Here is a 16,290-nt window from a genome sequence, read left to right on the forward strand (position 1 = left end):
CACTACTGTGCGATTAAGGGCAGGTGGCTAGAAAAAGAACAGATGTTGTCCAAATGTTGCTTAATGATGTCAGTTTATCGTTTGCTTTGAAGTTGTACAAACTGGACATTTATCCAGTATCGAAATACCATTTGTCCATGACTGATAAAATGAGTTAACCCGTTATCATGCAATGGATTATCGAAAATCAAGCGTTAGTGCTTTCAACGTTAGGCAGCGCCGTGCTGAGCGGCTCAGTGGCTGGCTGGTGGGTTAAGCAGAAGCTCAATTTGAAAAGTGAGCTATTACAACAGCAGTTAGAGACTCATCAAGCCCATCATCAGCAGCAGATAATCGAACTCAAACAAGCTTTGCAGCAGGCGCGACAAGAGTTGGATGAGCTGGATGAAGAACGAGATAAAGCCGCATTTGAGCTTAAGCAATCGCACGGGAAATTCATGGCCGCGATGGAAAAGCTGCGCTATTTCGAAGTGGTTAAGCAAGAGCGGCAACAGAGCATGGAAGATGCGCATGCTCTGCGTGAGCTGAAATCGCAACTTGAGGCTCAACTGCGTGAGCAAGAAGCACGGCATGAACAGCAAATTCAATCGAGCCAAGAAAAACTACAGTTACTTGAACACGCTGAGGAACGCCTAAAGCAGCAGTTTGAGCAGCTAGCCAATCAGTTATTTGAAGTCAAAACCGCGAAAGTGGATCAGCAGAACCGTCAAAGTTTGGAAGGGCTACTTTCTCCACTGAAAGAGCAGCTCGAAGGGTTTAAAAAGCAGGTCAATGACAGCTTCAATCATGAAGCGAAAGAGCGCCATACGTTGGTTCATGAATTGAAAAACTTACAACGCCTCAATGAACAGATGGCGCAAGAGGCACTCAATTTGACCCAAGCGCTGAAAGGTGACAATAAACAGCAAGGCAATTGGGGCGAAGTGGTTCTCGCGCGGGTGCTGACCGAATCGGGCCTGCGTGAAGGGCACGAATATCACACTCAAGTCAGTTTGCAAAACGAGGCTGGTAAGCGCTATCAACCGGATGTGATCGTCAATTTGCCACACGACAAACAGGTGGTGATTGACTCGAAAATGGCGCTGGTGGCTTATGAGCGTTATTTCCATGCTCAAACTGAAAGTGAAAGTGCTCGCGCATTAAGTGAGCATTTACTTGCGCTGCGCGCCCATATAAAAGGACTCGGTCAGAAAGATTATCATCAACTCAAAGGGCTACAAAGTTTGGATTACGTGCTGATGTTTATTCCTGTCGAACCTGCATTTCAAGTGGCGATTCAAGCTGATCCCAGCTTGGTAAAAGAGGCGATGGAGCAAAATATTTTGCTGGTTAGCCCAACCACCTTGTTGGTTGCGCTGCGTACGATCGATAATTTATGGCGCAATGATCGACAAAACCAGAACGCGAAGTTGATCGCTGAGCGGGCCAGCAAATTGTACGATAAATTACGCTTGTTTATGGAGGATATGGAAGGGCTTGGCGGCGCGTTAGACCGTGCAAACCAAAACTATCAAGGGGCGATGAATAAGCTCGCGACAGGGCGTGGCAACGCACTGCGTCAAGCCGAAAGTTTTAAACAACTTGGCGTCGAGATAAAACGTTCCATAAACAGTGAATGGGTCGAACAAGCACAAAATGAGGCATGGGCAGACAGTGCGGTGGAAAATGCACCTTTAGTAGAAAGACATCACGCTGAGGATAAAGTAAACTGATCGCTCGCAGTCGCCTTTAACAAAACAGTGCTGCCCAAGAGGAACCTTCATGACGGATACCAGCGTGCAATCAAAAACAGCATTAGAGACACAAAATACCACTCACTTTGGTTTTGAAACCGTAGCGAAAGAAGAAAAAGTCGCCAAAGTCGCGCAAGTTTTTCACTCGGTTGCGGCCAAATACGACATGATGAATGACCTGATGTCTGGTGGCATTCATCGCTTATGGAAGCGTTTTACCATTGATTGCAGTGGCGCTCGCCCGGGCCAACGTATTTTGGATCTTGGTGGTGGTACGGGCGATCTCACCGCCAAATTTTCACGCATTGTGGGCGAAAAAGGTCATGTTATTCTGGCTGATATCAACAACTCGATGCTCAATGTCGGACGCGATAAATTGCGTGATAAAGGTGTAGTGGGCAACGTACATTACGTGCAAGCCAATGCCGAAGAACTGCCTTTTCCTGATAACTATTTCGACTGCATTACCATCAGTTTTTGCCTGCGTAATGTAACCGATAAAGATAAAGCGCTGAGCTCGATGTTCCGCGTTTTAAAACCGGGTGGTCGTTTGTTGGTACTTGAGTTCTCCAAGCCAGTGCTTGAGCCATTATCCAAAGTATACGATGCGTATTCGTTCCATCTATTGCCGAAAATGGGCCAAATCATTGCCAATGATGCCGACAGCTACCGCTATCTTGCGGAATCTATCCGCATGCATCCCGATCAAGAAACCTTAAAAGGGATGATGGATCAGGTTGGTTTTGAGCAAACGAGTTACTACAACTTAACGGGCGGTATTGTTGCGCTGCACCGTGGTTATAAATTCTAAGGATTGGGCATGCCGTTTGAGCCTTTAGTTACCGCCGCGATTGAGACCACACTCAACACCTTAATTCAAGACGATCCTGAGTTGGTGCGCCGATTATCACGCCTGAAAGGGCAAGTCATCCAAGTGCATCTCAAAGAGTTCAATAAAACGCTGACCTTCATTTTTAGCCAGCAAATTGATGTGTTAGCGGCTTACGAAGGCGAGTCGAATTGCTACCTGTCGCTCAATGTTTCCATTTTACCCGAGCTACGCGAGCAAGCGAACATCACCCAACTGATCAAACAAGATAAGTTGGTGCTGGAGGGCGATATTCAACTGGCGCAAAAATTTGCCCAGTTGATCACCGATTGCAAGCCGGATGTTGAAGAGTGGTTGTCACGCCTGACGGGCGATGTGCTGGCTCACGCTTTAGTGCAGGGTGTGAAAGACATAGGCCAAGCGCTGCAATCACAACGAAGCAAGCATCAAAACCATCTCAGCCAAGTGTTAACGGAAGAGTGGCGTTTATTACCCAGCTCGCTCGAGGTGGCTTATTTTTGTGACCAAGTGGATGATCTCAATAGCCAAGCGGCGCGTATCGAAGCCAAAATTCAACACTTGTTGGAGCAAGCATGACGCCAACTGAACTCAAGCGGTTGTACCGAATTATCAAGGTACAATTGGAATATGGTCTAGATGAACTGTTGCCAGAACATCAACTTACTAAAGCGCCAATATTAGCGCGCAAAGGATTGTTTTGGATTAAAAATCAGCATGCGGACAAACCATTAGGTGAGCGCTTGCGCTTAGCCTTGCAAGAGCTTGGTCCAGTGTGGATTAAGTTTGGTCAGATGATGTCAACGCGGCGTGACCTGTTTCCACCGCACATCGCAGACCAACTTGCGTTACTGCAAGATAAAGTCGCTCCGTTTGATGGTGTACTTGCTAAAACTCAGATGGAAAAAGCGCTGGGCGGCGCTTTAGAAACTTGGTTTGATGAATTTGATATTGAACCGCTTGCTTCGGCGTCGATTGCTCAAGTCCATACCGCCAAACTCAAATCATCTGGCCGGGAAATCGTACTCAAGGTGATTCGGCCAGATATTCGGCCAGTGATTGATGCCGATATCAAACTCATGTATCGCATGGCGAAAATTGTTGCCAAAGCATTACCTGAAGCAAGGCGACTGAAGCCCGTTGAAGTGGTACGTGAATACGAAAAAACTCTGCTTGCTGAACTCGACCTACGCCGAGAAGCAGCCAACGCCATTCAACTGCGTCGTAACTTTGAAAATAGTGAAGAGTTATACATTCCAGAGACAATTCCTGACTTTAGTAATGAAACTGTCATGGTTTCTGAGCGAATATACGGCATTCAAGTTTCTGATATTGAAGGTTTAGCGGCCAACGGCACTAATATGAAGTTGCTTGCTGAACGCGGGGTGAGCGTGTTCTTTACCCAAGTGTTCCGCGACAGTTTTTTCCATGCCGATATGCACCCGGGCAATGTCTTTGTTAATCCCGCGCATCCTGACAATCCACAATGGATTGGCTTAGATTGTGGTATTGTCGGTACCTTAAACAGTGAAGATAAACGTTATTTAGCCGAAAACTTCTTAGCTTTTTTCAACCGAGATTACCGCCGAGTGGCGCAATTGCACGTTGATTCTGGTTGGGTTCCACGTGAAACCAACATCGATGAATTTGAGTTTGCTATTCGCGTGGTCTGTGAGCCAATTTTTGCCAAGCCATTGTGCGAAATCTCATTTGGTCATGTGTTGCTAAACTTGTTTAACACGGCTCGTCGCTTCAATATGGAAGTGCAGCCGCAATTGGTCTTGTTGCAAAAAACGCTATTGTATGTCGAAGGGTTAGGGCGTCAGCTTTATCCTCAATTGGATTTGTGGCAAACCGCTAAACCATTTTTAGAAAAATGGATGATGAACCAAGTTGGGCCGCAAGCGTTTATCCGTGCAGTAAAAGAGCGAGCTCCGCTTTGGGCTGAAAAATTACCTGAATTGCCAGAGCTGCTTTACGATAGCCTCAAACAAGGTAAAGCAATGAACCAAAGGTTGGATCAGTTGTACCAAGGTTATCGAGCCAGTAAGCGTCAACAGGCAACAGGAAAGTTTTTATTTGGTATTGGCGCCACTTTGGTCGTATGCTCGGCGATATTAGTGACCAGTGCTTATCAGCCGTTTGCAATAACCAGTGCAATTGCAGGTGTTGTATTTTGGCTACTCAGTTGGAGTGCTTACCGTCGTTAAGCGGTCTTTTATTTGAAATCAATTTGTTGAGAAATTCCTGAGGTGTAGAGAATGGGTGGTATCAGTATTTGGCAACTTCTAATTATTGCCGTGATTGTTGTATTACTATTTGGAACCAAGAAACTGCGTGGTATCGGTAGCGATCTCGGTGGTGCGGTTAAGGGGTTCAAAAAGGCGATGAGCGATGAAGAGCCAGCCAAGAAAGACGCAGATTTTGAACCTAAAAATATAGAGCAGCAGAAGACAGAAGCGACTGCTGAAACTAAAAAAGATAAAGAGCAGGCCTAATACGTGTTTGATATCGGTTTTTGGGAGCTGGTATTAATATCGGTTGTCGCGTTGGTCGTTCTTGGCCCTGAGCGTTTACCTCATGCTATTCGCAGTGTGGCAAAATTTGTTAGCACGGCAAAGAACATGGCGAACAGTGTCAAAGATGAATTAGCACATGAGCTCAAAATTCAAGAGCTGCAAGAAAACTTGCGTAAAGCAGAGCAAATGGGGATGGAAAATTTATCTCCAGAGCTAAAATCTTCTGTGGATCAGCTCAAGCAGGCTGCGCAAGATGTACAACGCCCTTATGCGAACTCATCGCCCTCTGAAACAAAAACAGAGCGCGATGAACAAAGCGTTGAAGTGATTCCCGCTACAACGATTTCGTCGCCTGAAACGGCCGATAAGAAAGCCGACTCATCTCTGTAGGAGGAGTTATTGTTACCACTGTAACTCCTCCTCTTATGCTCTATTTATACGAGGTTCGATATGTCTTCCGTTGAGCAGACACAGCCTTTAATCAGTCACTTGCTAGAGCTACGCGATCGCTTATTGCGTTCAATAGCTGCGGTGATCGTGATTTTTATCGGCTTAGTCTATTTCTCTAGCGACATCTACGATTTTGTCTCCAAACCATTGGTTGAGCGTTTGCCTGAAGGGGCGACGATGATTGCGACCGATGTTGCCTCGCCCTTTTTCACGCCACTCAAACTTACTTTGATCGCGTCCGCTTTTCTCGCGGTGCCTTTTATCCTTTATCAAATCTGGGCCTTTGTCGCTCCAGGTTTGTATAAGCATGAACGCCGTTTAGTCATGCCATTGATGTTTTCAAGCTCATTGTTGTTCTATTGCGGTGTGGCGTTTGCGTACTTTGTGGTATTTCCACTGGTGTTTGGCTTTTTTACGGCCATCTCTTTAGGCGGTGTTGAGTTTGCAACGGACATTGCCAGTTATCTCGATTTTGTGCTTGCGCTCTTTTTCGCTTTTGGTATCGCCTTTGAGGTTCCCGTCGCCATCATTTTACTGTGTTGGACGGGGGCGACGACGCCGAAAACCTTGAGTGAGAAAAGGCCTTATATCGTGGTTGGGGCATTTGTGGTGGGTATGTTACTGACGCCGCCTGATATGGTGTCGCAAACCTTGCTCGCCATTCCGATGTGTTTATTGTTTGAGGTTGGACTTTTCTTTGCTCGTTTTTATGTGCGCAAAGATGAGGAAGAGCAGGAAGATGAAAGTCATTAATACATGAAAAAAGCGGCGAATAGCCGCTTTTTTTGTACCTATGATAGTGGACTATTTAATCTTCAAAAGATAACCGCACTGAGAGCATCGATAGACTTCCTTGATGCCCAGAAGTTTTTGCCAGAAGGTTCGATGTTGACGTTGTAAGTGATTACCATGTTCACACATATTAGCCACGTTTATGTATTAAAATTTTGCCGCATACTATAGTGTTTGGGTGATTATTTTTGTGACATATATCACGCTGATGTGTATGTCACTCTATCTATAGTTCTATAAATTATAATTTAAACAGTGAGTTAGCATTAGTGTTTGTAATGTTATTCACTTCAACCAACGAGAGTTCGGTGAGTTCTGCGATGCGTTTGGCAACTAGCGTTGTGTAAGCTGGTTCGTTGCGCTTACCTCTGTGAGGGGCAGGGGCTAAATAGGGACAATCTGTTTCTAGCAGAACAAAGTTCATATCGAGATGCGGTAATACTTTATCCATACCGCCATTTTTAAACGTTGATACACCACCAATCCCAAGATGAAACCCTAGCTCATTAATGGCTTTAGCTTCTTCAAGCGTGCCGCCAAAACAATGGAATACACCGCTAAGTGAGCCATCTTGCTCTTTTTTCAGCAGTTGTAGAGTTTGAGTGATGGAATCACGGGTGTGGATGACAACAGGCAAATCGCGTTCTTTGGCCCAACTAAGTTGAGTGACGAAAGCCATCTCTTGTTCGGCCTGAAAGGTTTTGTCCCAATACAGATCAATGCCAATTTCACCAATGGCGATAAAGGGGTGTTTATCTAGCCAAGATTCGATAACCGTTAGCGTTTGCTTCACATTTCCATCCACATAGCATGGGTGCAACCCCATCATCGATCGGCAAAGTTCAGGGTAAGCCGCTTCTGTTTTAAGCATAGGCTCAATGGAGGCAAGATCGATATTGGGCAACAAAATAGCCTCAATGCCTTGCGCCTTAGCGCGTTGCACTACCTCATCTCGATCGTGATCAAATTCAGCGGCATAAATGTGAGCGTGAGTGTCAATCATGGTGTGTCTCGATAAACAGAGAATGGGAGAACAGTATACGGAAGTGTGAGCCTGAGGTCATTTTTCTGATTTTTGTCGATTGGCGCTAGCGTCAAAAAGCGAGAGTGATATGATTTCGCCACACTTGAGCGATAGCGGTAGTGAAGAAAGAATGCTTTCTCACACCGCGTATAAACAAGGAGAAGAGAGTGTCAGTATCCATTCAAGGTCAGTTCCCAGGGCGTCGCATGCGTCGCTTACGCAAGCATGATTTTAGCCGCCGTTTGATGGCTGAGAATCAGTTATCGGTTAATGATTTAATTTATCCCATGTTTATTTTGATGGGTAAAGATCGCCGCGAGCCAGTGGAGTCTATGCCCGGTATTGAGCGTCTCTCTATCGACTTAATGCTCGAAGAAGCGCTGTATTTGGCTAATCTCGGCGTGCCAGCCATCGCACTTTTTCCAGTGGTTAACCAAGATGCTAAAAGTTTGTGTGCTGCTGAAGCGCATAATCCTGACGGCTTAGTGCAACGTGCGGTGAAATTATTAAAAGAGCATATACCACAAATGGGTGTCATTACCGACGTCGCGCTGGATCCTTTCACGACCCATGGCCAAGATGGCATCATCGATGAAAGTGGCTATGTGATGAATGATGAGACCACCGAGGTGTTGATCAAACAAGCGCTGTCTCACGCTGCAGCCGGTGCCGATGTGGTTGCCCCTTCCGATATGATGGATGGACGAATTGGTAAGATCCGCGAAGCGCTTGAAGAGGCGGGTTTTATTCATACACAGATCATGGCTTACTCTGCGAAATACGCGTCATGTTATTACGGCCCATTCCGCGATGCGGTTGGTTCCTCTTCGAACCTGAAAGGGGGAGACAAGAAAAACTATCAGATGGATCCGGCCAACAGCGATGAAGCCATTCACGAAGTGGCGATGGATATCAATGAAGGGGCTGACATGGTGATGGTGAAGCCCGGCATGCCATACCTTGATGTGGTGTGCCGCGTGAAATCTGAATTACAAGTTCCTACGTTTGCGTATCAAGTGTCTGGCGAATATGCGATGCATAAAGCGGCCATTTTAAATGGTTGGCTTAAAGAACGTGAAACCGTAATGGAGTCATTATTGTGCTTTAAACGCGCTGGGGCAGACGGCATTTTAACCTATTTTGCTAAAGACGTTGCGCAGTGGCTGGCAGAAGATAACGCCAAAACGGCACAATATTTACATCAAGATAACTAAGTTGTGAATTTAGACAGGGGAGCAAATTTTTCTATCTATTTGAAAATCAATTAAAAAAAAGATTTCATGAAATAGATGGGTAGGTGTTTTTAGCATGATTAGAAAATAAATGAGATTTTTTCTCATTTAGGGGTTGATAATTAAATGAGAATCATTATTATTAACCATGTCTTAGGGAATGGCGAAGTTCACAAGGACGTCGAGTTTACGATTAACGAATTGCTAGGTGTTAAAAGTAACAAGACAAATTGGCGACGAACTTGCGCAAGTTCTTTTTGACACGACATTGCTCACATTGCTTCCAGTGTAATTTATAGCTTTATCGTAAGGCTGAATGAATCACTTCACTTAGTTTTACCTGTTTTTGCTAGGCGACATCCTCGGGTGTCGCTTTTTTTATCGCTCATTTTCAAGAGGATGCTTTTGTTGTGAATAAAAGGCCATCGATAGTCTTTTCCACAATTAATGATCGTAAAAAGATCATGATAGGAATGTTCGATCTTTGTTTTATTCATTTATAAACAATAAGTTAATGTCATTGTTTTCCTCGTTAATCACTGTTTAATAACCAGTGGATAAAAACTATGAACAGAGTTATCCACAGAATGTCATTTGCGGTGGTGGACAAATCAGCAAAATGTTTCGTTGCTCAAGGTGCATTGGCGTGGAATCCTCAAGACAGTCATGGCATCCTTAGTCATTACATTTCGTACTCGCTTTGGATTGCAAAAGACTATGGCTCGCATACCTGACAACCCGTTCATTCTGATTGATGGCTCTTCTTACCTTTACCGTGCATTTCATGCCTACCCAGGCACCATGAGTAATGGCGAAATTCCAACTAATGCTGTCTATGGCGTGGTCAATATGCTCCGTAGCATGATGCGCCAGTTTTCCGCTGAGCGTATGGTGGTTATTTTTGACGCGAAAGGAAAAACCTTCCGCGATGATATGTACCCACAATACAAAGCTAATCGCCCACCAATGCCTGATGATCTACGTTGTCAGATTGAGCCGTTGCACAATGTTATCCGTGCGATGGGGCTACCGCTGATATCGATTGAAGGTGTCGAAGCCGATGACGTGATTGGTACGCTAGCCTCTCAAGCATCACAAGCCGGCATGCCAGTGCTGATCAGCACAGGTGATAAAGACATGGCACAGCTGGTGGACGAGAATGTCACCTTGATCAATACCATGACGAATGTGGTACTTGACCGTGAAGGGGTGATTGAAAAATTCGGTATCCCTCCTGAGCTTATCATCGATTATCTGGCCTTGATGGGCGATAAAGTCGATAACATTCCTGGTGTACCGGGTGTCGGTGAGAAAACAGCGATTGCGTTACTACAAGGCATTGGCAGCCTAGAGCAAATTTACGATAACCTTGATAAAATTGCGCAATTGGGTTTTCGCGGCTCTAAAACCATGGCGCAAAAACTGGCGGATAACCGTGAAAACGCTTTTCTCTCTTACCAATTGGCCACCATCAAGCTGGATGTCGCTTTGGAAGAGAAACCAGAGACCTTGTGCAAAACCCAGCCCAATATTGATGAGTTGATTAAGCTTTATGGTCAGCTCACGTTTAAATCTTGGTTAACAGAATTGCTGGATGGTGGTAATGGGGTGATTGACGCTGATGAAAAAGTGGGTGCGGTAAACACTTCTTCTTCACAAGCAAGGGAGATGGATACAACCGCCGCCACGATTGATCGCAGCCAATATCAAACCATTTTAGATGAAGAGACATTTAATACTTGGTTAGAAAAACTGAAAGCGGCAGAAGTGTTTGCGTTTGATACGGAAACCGACAGCCTCGATTATATGGTAGCGAATTTAGTTGGCCTCTCTTTTGCGACCGAAGAGGGCGTTGCAGCGTATGTTCCTGTTGCGCATGACTATCTTGACGCACCAAAGCAACTGGACCGTGATTGGGTACTCGCCCAGCTTAAACCCATTTTAGAAGACGAAAGCCAAGCCAAAGTGGGGCAGAACCTAAAATACGATGCCAGTATTGTTGCGCGTTACGGTATCAATATGAAAGGCATCAAGCACGATACGATGCTCGCATCTTATGTTTACAACAGCGTCGGTGGCAAACATGATATGGACAGTTTGGCGCTACGATTCTTGCAACACAGCTGTATTTCATTTGAACAGGTGGCGGGCAAAGGTAAAAACCAACTGACCTTCAACCAAATCGAACTTGAGCAAGCGGCACCGTACGCTGCGGAAGATGCTGATGTGACTTTGCGACTTCATCACCGTTTGATGAGTCATATTGAGCAAGATGAGAAGCTCAATCGCATCTACCAACAGATTGAAGTGCCTCTTGTTCCCGTGTTGTCACGTATGGAACGTACCGGCGTGATGATCGATGATATGTTGCTTGGCGCGCAATCGCATGAAATCGCTGCTCGTTTAGAGCAATTAGAACAGCAAGCGTTTGATATCGCGGGTCAACCTTTCAACCTAAGCTCACCAAAACAGCTGCAAACCATTTTGTTTGAACAGATGGGGCTACCGGTGATTAAGAAAACGCCAACAGGTACACCTTCCACCAATGAAGAAGTACTGCAAGAATTGGCACTCGACGGTTATCCACTACCTAAAGTGATCATTGAACATCGTGGTTTAGCTAAGTTGAAATCAACCTATACCGATAAACTGCCTAAAATGATCAACCCAACCACAGGGCGAGTGCATACCTCGTATCACCAAGCTGTAACCGCCACTGGTCGTTTATCTTCAACCGATCCAAATTTGCAAAACATTCCGATCCGTAACGAAGAAGGGCGCCGGATCCGTCAAGCTTTTATTGCGCCTCATGGTTGGAAAATTCTGGCAATCGACTACTCACAAATTGAGCTGCGCATTATGGCGCACTTGTCCGGCGATAAAGCGTTGCTTGAGGCATTCCAGCAAGGGAAAGATATCCATGCGGCGACCGCGGCTGAAATTCTTGGAATGAGTATTGAGCAAGTCAGCAGTGAGCAGCGTCGCCGTGCGAAAGCGGTTAACTTTGGTTTGATTTACGGGATGAGCGCCTTTGGTTTAGCCAAGCAGCTCGGCATTCCTCGTTATGAAGCCCAAGAATATATGGATAAATACTTTGAGCGTTATCCTGGCGTGATGCAATACATGGAAGATACACGCTCTACGGCTAGCGAACTTGGCTATGTTGAAACTTTATTTGGTCGCCGTTTGCATCTGCCTGAAATTAAATCGCGTAATGGGATGCGTCGCAAAGCGGCCGAACGTGCTGCGATCAATGCTCCAATGCAAGGTACGGCGGCGGATATCATCAAAAAAGCGATGCTATTAGTCGATGCTTGGATTGAGGAGCATGGACAGGGACGCGTTAAACTCTTGATGCAAGTGCACGATGAACTGGTGTTTGAAGTGCAAGAGACGGCTTTAGCCGAAATTGAAATTAAAGTACAACAATTAATGGAATCAGCAGCAACGCTAGCGGTGCCATTGGTCGCGGATACTGGTCATGGAGACAACTGGGATCAGGCGCATTAGTTGTTTTTTAAGCGAAATTAGCTAATTTATATGAGCCGACGCACAAATGTCGGCTTTTTTATGGCCTAGAAATAAGTATTCTTGATTTTAAACTTTGTGTTGTTTAATAAAATTTTCATGAAAAAAAACTACAAAAATAGTTTTCATTTCTGACCATTTGTTATACATTAACTCTCGTAGGGTACAGAGGTAAGAAGTTCTATCTTTCAGACCTTTTGTTTCACGTTATTGGATTAGGCTGATTCAGCCGCCCCAGTCAGTATTTGACTGGGGCGTTTTTTATTGGGCCAAAGAAAATATTCATCACTGTTTTTTACGAGAATTTAGGTGATAAAAACACACTATTCTATTGCTGAGTAGTTACTTTATTTCTTTTATAAACACCCAATTCTGTAACTAGCTAACAGTCACACTTTTATTATTTCTAATGAAAAATCAAGTTCACCTCAAACACAAAGAATGTGTTTAAATCTCATTAATATTCATTATGTTATATTGATTTTATTGGGGTGAGCCAGAGGAGTGTTCTGTGGGTGAGTGAATTGATGACTCTTCGACCTATTGAAAAGTTGGGGGGATTAAGAAATGCTTAGCAAAACAATAATAAATTACCTCCTACTTCTCTCCCGTTGCCCCACCAGGATGGTGGGGATTTTTCTTTTTGCCATTCGCATTTGGATTTAAAGCCTATAAAAAAAGCCCCACGATTAGGTAGGGCTCTGTTGGAGTCACGATTTTTAGTGTTCTTCAGAATTAGTGTTGTGCAGAATGGTCTGGATTCTCTTCTAAGTGAGTTGAGTCAAACTCATCCATCTCTTCCACTGTTTCTTGCTCGGCTAAATGTGCGAGTGCGGGTGCAAACCACGTATCCAATTTGTTACGTAGCACATCGACGCCTAAGCCTTTCAATGATGAAAAAGCATCGACAGTGACATCGCCGCCAAAAGAGTGTGCCTCTTCACGAATTTTTAACACTTGAGCTTTACGTGCGCCACTTTTTAGCTTGTCCGCTTTAGTCAGTAGTACTAGCACTGGAATGTCGCAATCGACAGCCCAAGAAATCAATTGTTGGTCGAGATCTTTCATCGGATGGCGAATATCCATCAGCACAACCAGCCCTTTTAGGCACTTACGCTTTTGTAGGTATTCTCCTAATGATTTTTGCCATTTTTTCTTCAGTTCCAAAGGAACTTGAGCAAAACCATAGCCCGGTAAATCCACAATATGACAACCTTCAGTGACTTTAAATAGGTTGATCAGTTGGGTCCGACCCGGAGTTTTACTGGTTTTAGCCAAGCTCTTCTGATTCGTTAAGCGATTCAACGAACTCGACTTACCTGCATTGGAGCGTCCTGCAAACGCAATTTCGATCCCTTCATCATCAGGTAGATGACGAATGTCAGGCGCACTGGTAATGAAATGCGTGTTTTGATAATGAATTTTTACGCTCACTGTTAACTCCATCTCGACTTTGTGTAGTCGATTGATTACTTTTTTGTGAAATTGTGTAAAATAACCGTGCTCGGCATAAGGTCGCCTATTGTACCATGAGTCGCCACTGAGAGTGAGTAGCAACTGCAAAGTGGTACTGGAAGCTTGATAATTATAAATGGAATGTCATGAAGAAATTAGCGCTAATCTTGAGTCTTTTAGCCAGCTGCTCAGTGTGGGCCCAAGGCAGCATTGAAGCTGGTAAAGCAAAATCCCAAACGTGTGTTGCCTGTCACAGCGTTGATGGCAATAGTCTACTTACAATTTACCCTAAAATCGCTGGTCAGCATGAGAAATACATAGAGAAGCAATTGCATGATCTTAAGTTGGGAATGACAAGCGGTGGCAAACAAGGTCGTTACGATCCTGTGATGAGTGCCATGGCGATGCCTCTTAGCGACGAAGATATAGCCGATCTTGCTGCTTACTATGCGTCTTTGCCTATTTCAGCGAATTCAACACCTGAAGATGTTGCGGTGAAAGGTAGAGCACTTTATAGCGCAGGTGATGCAGAGCGTGGTTTAACCGCTTGCATTGCGTGTCATGGTCCACGTGGTAATGGTACTGAGCTTTCAGGTTTCCCTAAAATTTCTGGTCAGCATGCTGACTACATCAAAGCTCAACTGCAAAAATTCCGCGATGACGCTCGTAATAATGATATGAATGCCATGATGCGTGATGTCGCGAAAAAGCTCAGCGACACTGACATCGAAATACTTTCTAAATACGTTGGCGGCCTTCACTAAACCCTACACCGTTCGAGCACTGTTGTTTGAAAACGCCTTAGCACTGAGCTAGGGCGTTTTCTTTTGTACTGAAGAAAACGTAATTTTTTGCTCAATGATCGGCTTACCTATCGCTTTTTTTATCTTTTTTTGCCTAGCTGGTGAAAAAATACGCGCTGACTCTCCACTCTAATGCCACTTTCTGGTATGTTGCGCATCCCTGTTTGAGGATGTTACATGCACATTTGCCCATTATGTTTTAGTGAACAAATAGTTCCTTATTTTGCCGATAAAGTTCGCCCTTATCTGCAGTGCCAACACTGTGCACTTGTGTTTGTTAGCCCTGAACATCGTCTTGACGAAAAAGCGGAAAAAGCATTTTATGATTTGCATGAAAATAACCCGCAGGATAGGGGTTATCGCCAGTTTTTGTCACGCGTTTGTGCGCCGATGTTGGAGAGGCTTTCTCCGGCATCTAACGGGTTAGATTTTGGTTGTGGGCCGGGGCCAACCTTATCCATTATGTTGGAAGAGGCTGGGCACACAATGTCGTTATACGATATCTTTTTTCATCCAGATGAAAAGGTGTTGCAGGCGACCTATGATTTTATGACTGCCACTGAAGTGATTGAGCATTTACATAAGCCGCACCAAGTTTGGCAGCAATGGTTAAATTTAGTTAAGCCAGGAGGCTGGATTGGGTTAATGACCAAACTAGTCAAAGACGTGGAGGCGTTTGCTGGGTGGCACTACAAAAATGATCTCACACATGTGATCTTTTTTAGTCGTGAAACCTTCCAGTACTTGGCCAAGCGGGATGAGCTTGAACTTGAATTTATTGGTAATGATGTAATTTTACTGAGGAAACCCCAGTAATGAGCCGTAGTAAAAAATCGAGAAAGCCGGGTTCAGCCGGTGAAGGCGACGTGATTGTCACGCGTAATCGCAGTGAGGCAGATGTTGAAGGCCGTTTGCGTAAGCGAGTTAAAAAACAGAAAGGTCTGAAAGCGGGTAGCCGCCATTCCGATGGTTCAGATCAGCAGCAGCGAGAAGCCGCTAAAGCGCGCGATCCACGTTTAGGCAGCAAGAAAAAAATTCCTCTGGTGGTTGAGCCAGCGAAGAAAATGACCAAGCAAGAGCGTCGTTTGTCGGCTGAGCAAGAGCTCGAAATGCTGGAAAATGATGCGCAATTGAACGTGTTGCTCGATCGTATTGATAATGGCGAAAACCTAGGTGCCGGCTTGCAAAAATACGTTGATGAGAAACTCGATCGTATTGAAGCACTGATGAAGCAACTTGGTCTGTATGCTGAAGAGCAAGAAGATGTTTTCGAGCCAATCGTGACTGGCGGTAGTGCCAAAAAATCACGTTCAGATGATGATTTATTATCAGATTTTGAAGGCTTCGACCTAAATGATTTAAAAGGATAGAAAGTGCCATGAATGTAACCTTGTTAGCCATTGCTGGTGGAATCATTATTCTCGGCTTAGCGTCTTACGCTGGTTACCTTCTGCTGCAACTGAAAAAGCAAAAGGATTTGCAGCTTCAACATCAAACATTGGCCATTGAAAAACGCAATGCAAATATTTTTGATAGCGTAAATACGCTTTGCATGGCTGGGATTCAAGGCCAATGTGATCTCTCCGAGATCAGCATCCGTGTCTACTGCATTATGGATTATGTTCAAGGCGAACAGAGAATCGACTTTGATAGTTCGTATCCCGCTATTTCCGAACTGTATTATATAGTGAAGGATATGCCGCGTGGCGAAGAGCGCAGCCAACTCGCTAAACAAGAGCGAATGAAGCATAACTTAGTGCGCCAAAAAGCGGAGGCCCGTTTAATGGATGCGATTGTTGAAGAGTTAAAAGTTCTGCAAAAACGCATTGCCCCTTTGAATAGTCAAATTCCGATTCAAATGATGTAATGGCTCGACTGCCTCTTTCGAGTGAGTGATCGCGTTAGCA

Annotated in this window: 16 protein-coding genes; 14 read left to right on the top strand and 2 right to left on the bottom strand. The window is 44.7% G+C overall.

All coding sequences use genetic code 11. From position 1 onward, the window contains the following. The first annotated feature begins 167 nt into the window (after positions 1 to 167). The 7 genes from rmuC to tatC are packed head-to-tail and all read left to right on the top strand — an operon-like array spanning position 168 to position 6,302. Entirely contained in the window at positions 168 to 1,712 is a 1,545-nt protein-coding gene (gene rmuC / locus AACT18_RS17830) for a DNA recombination protein RmuC (RefSeq protein WP_094124719.1), read from the top strand. 49 nt (positions 1,713 to 1,761) lie between these two features. Then, positions 1,762 to 2,544 carry a bifunctional demethylmenaquinone methyltransferase/2-methoxy-6-polyprenyl-1,4-benzoquinol methylase UbiE gene (gene ubiE / locus AACT18_RS17835; RefSeq protein WP_010319838.1) on the top strand — a complete coding sequence of 261 codons (783 nt, stop codon included), beginning with the start codon at positions 1,762 to 1,764 and terminating at the stop codon, positions 2,542 to 2,544. 9 nt (positions 2,545 to 2,553) lie between these two features. Beyond that, positions 2,554 to 3,159 carry a ubiquinone biosynthesis accessory factor UbiJ gene (locus AACT18_RS17840; protein WP_047690304.1) on the top strand — a complete coding sequence of 202 codons (606 nt, stop codon included), beginning with the start codon at positions 2,554 to 2,556 and terminating at the stop codon, positions 3,157 to 3,159. Further along, entirely contained in the window at positions 3,156 to 4,790 is a 1,635-nt protein-coding gene (ubiB, locus tag AACT18_RS17845; RefSeq protein WP_094124718.1) for a ubiquinone biosynthesis regulatory protein kinase UbiB, read from the top strand. Before AACT18_RS17840 ends, ubiB begins: the two co-directional genes overlap by 4 nt. 51 nt (positions 4,791 to 4,841) lie before the next feature. After that, a complete protein-coding gene (gene tatA, locus AACT18_RS17850; RefSeq protein WP_010319841.1) occupies positions 4,842 to 5,078 on the top strand; it encodes a Sec-independent protein translocase subunit TatA in 237 nt (78 codons plus the stop codon). Positions 5,079 to 5,081: 3 nt separating this feature from the next. Continuing rightward, entirely contained in the window at positions 5,082 to 5,489 is a 408-nt protein-coding gene (tatB, locus tag AACT18_RS17855) for a Sec-independent protein translocase protein TatB (protein ID WP_010319842.1), read from the top strand. Between the two features lie 60 nt (positions 5,490 to 5,549). After that, positions 5,550 to 6,302 (top strand): twin-arginine translocase subunit TatC, encoded by a 753-nt coding sequence (gene tatC / locus AACT18_RS17860; protein WP_088721434.1) that lies wholly within the window; start codon positions 5,550 to 5,552, stop codon positions 6,300 to 6,302. Between the two features lie 280 nt (positions 6,303 to 6,582). On the opposite strand, the gene AACT18_RS17865 is transcribed toward tatC, so the two are convergent. Continuing rightward, positions 6,583 to 7,344: a TatD family hydrolase gene (locus AACT18_RS17865; RefSeq protein WP_094124717.1), complete on the bottom strand. Its 762-nt coding sequence runs from the start codon at positions 7,342 to 7,344 to the stop codon at positions 6,583 to 6,585. Between the two features lie 188 nt (positions 7,345 to 7,532). Here AACT18_RS17865 and hemB point away from each other — a divergent pair, with 188 nt between their 5' ends. From hemB to polA, 3 genes are all read left to right on the top strand, one after another. Then, positions 7,533 to 8,579: a porphobilinogen synthase gene (gene hemB / locus AACT18_RS17870; RefSeq protein WP_026028800.1), complete on the top strand. Its 1,047-nt coding sequence runs from the start codon at positions 7,533 to 7,535 to the stop codon at positions 8,577 to 8,579. Between the two features lie 584 nt (positions 8,580 to 9,163). After that, positions 9,164 to 9,331 carry a hypothetical protein gene (locus AACT18_RS17875; RefSeq protein ID WP_156117117.1) on the top strand — a complete coding sequence of 56 codons (168 nt, stop codon included), beginning with the start codon at positions 9,164 to 9,166 and terminating at the stop codon, positions 9,329 to 9,331. After that, on the top strand, positions 9,315 to 12,107 hold the full coding sequence (gene polA, locus AACT18_RS17880; protein WP_094124728.1) for a DNA polymerase I: 2,793 nt from the start codon (positions 9,315 to 9,317) through the stop codon (positions 12,105 to 12,107). Before AACT18_RS17875 ends, polA begins: the two co-directional genes overlap by 17 nt. Positions 12,108 to 12,860: 753 nt before the next feature. On the opposite strand, the gene yihA is transcribed toward polA, so the two are convergent. Beyond that, complete coding sequence (gene yihA / locus AACT18_RS17885; RefSeq protein WP_094125865.1) at positions 12,861 to 13,559, bottom strand: ribosome biogenesis GTP-binding protein YihA/YsxC; 699 nt, start codon at positions 13,557 to 13,559, stop codon at positions 12,861 to 12,863. A gap of 167 nt (positions 13,560 to 13,726) precedes the next feature. Between yihA and AACT18_RS17890 the strand changes: the two genes are divergently transcribed. The 4 genes from AACT18_RS17890 to AACT18_RS17905 all read left to right on the top strand — a co-directional run bounded on the left by AACT18_RS17890 (position 13,727) and on the right by AACT18_RS17905 (position 16,250). Further along, a complete protein-coding gene (locus tag AACT18_RS17890) occupies positions 13,727 to 14,344 on the top strand; it encodes a c-type cytochrome (protein WP_094125864.1) in 618 nt (205 codons plus the stop codon). A 216-nt stretch (positions 14,345 to 14,560) separates the two neighbouring features. After that, positions 14,561 to 15,199 carry a class I SAM-dependent methyltransferase gene (locus tag AACT18_RS17895; protein WP_013855645.1) on the top strand — a complete coding sequence of 213 codons (639 nt, stop codon included), beginning with the start codon at positions 14,561 to 14,563 and terminating at the stop codon, positions 15,197 to 15,199. Beyond that, positions 15,199 to 15,753: a Der GTPase-activating protein YihI gene (yihI, locus tag AACT18_RS17900; RefSeq protein WP_013855646.1), complete on the top strand. Its 555-nt coding sequence runs from the start codon at positions 15,199 to 15,201 to the stop codon at positions 15,751 to 15,753. The genes AACT18_RS17895 and yihI overlap by 1 nt, the downstream gene beginning before the upstream one ends. Before the next feature lie 8 nt (positions 15,754 to 15,761). Continuing rightward, positions 15,762 to 16,250 (top strand): DUF2489 domain-containing protein, encoded by a 489-nt coding sequence (locus AACT18_RS17905; protein ID WP_013855647.1) that lies wholly within the window; start codon positions 15,762 to 15,764, stop codon positions 16,248 to 16,250. Positions 16,251 to 16,290 lie beyond the last annotated feature (40 nt).

It is taken from the genome of Vibrio sp. V04_P4A5T148 (assembly GCF_963875605.1).
In the GTDB taxonomy this organism is placed as follows: Bacteria; Pseudomonadota; Gammaproteobacteria; order Enterobacterales; family Vibrionaceae; genus Vibrio; species Vibrio anguillarum.

Coding starts and splice junctions, on each gene's coding strand:
- rmuC (WP_094124719.1), top strand. CDS start 168: ATGCAATGGATTATCGAAAATCAAGCGTTAGTGCTTTCAACGTTAGGC.
- ubiE (WP_010319838.1), top strand. CDS start 1,762: ATGACGGATACCAGCGTGCAATCAAAAACAGCATTAGAGACACAAAAT.
- AACT18_RS17840 (WP_047690304.1), top strand. CDS start 2,554: ATGCCGTTTGAGCCTTTAGTTACCGCCGCGATTGAGACCACACTCAAC.
- ubiB (WP_094124718.1), top strand. CDS start 3,156: ATGACGCCAACTGAACTCAAGCGGTTGTACCGAATTATCAAGGTACAA.
- tatA (WP_010319841.1), top strand. CDS start 4,842: ATGGGTGGTATCAGTATTTGGCAACTTCTAATTATTGCCGTGATTGTT.
- tatC (WP_088721434.1), top strand. CDS start 5,550: ATGTCTTCCGTTGAGCAGACACAGCCTTTAATCAGTCACTTGCTAGAG.
- AACT18_RS17865 (WP_094124717.1), bottom strand. CDS start 7,344: ATGATTGACACTCACGCTCACATTTATGCCGCTGAATTTGATCACGAT.
- AACT18_RS17875 (WP_156117117.1), top strand. CDS start 9,164: ATGAACAGAGTTATCCACAGAATGTCATTTGCGGTGGTGGACAAATCA.
- polA (WP_094124728.1), top strand. CDS start 9,315: ATGGCTCGCATACCTGACAACCCGTTCATTCTGATTGATGGCTCTTCT.
- AACT18_RS17890 (WP_094125864.1), top strand. CDS start 13,727: ATGAAGAAATTAGCGCTAATCTTGAGTCTTTTAGCCAGCTGCTCAGTG.
- AACT18_RS17895 (WP_013855645.1), top strand. CDS start 14,561: ATGCACATTTGCCCATTATGTTTTAGTGAACAAATAGTTCCTTATTTT.
- yihI (WP_013855646.1), top strand. CDS start 15,199: ATGAGCCGTAGTAAAAAATCGAGAAAGCCGGGTTCAGCCGGTGAAGGC.
- AACT18_RS17905 (WP_013855647.1), top strand. CDS start 15,762: ATGAATGTAACCTTGTTAGCCATTGCTGGTGGAATCATTATTCTCGGC.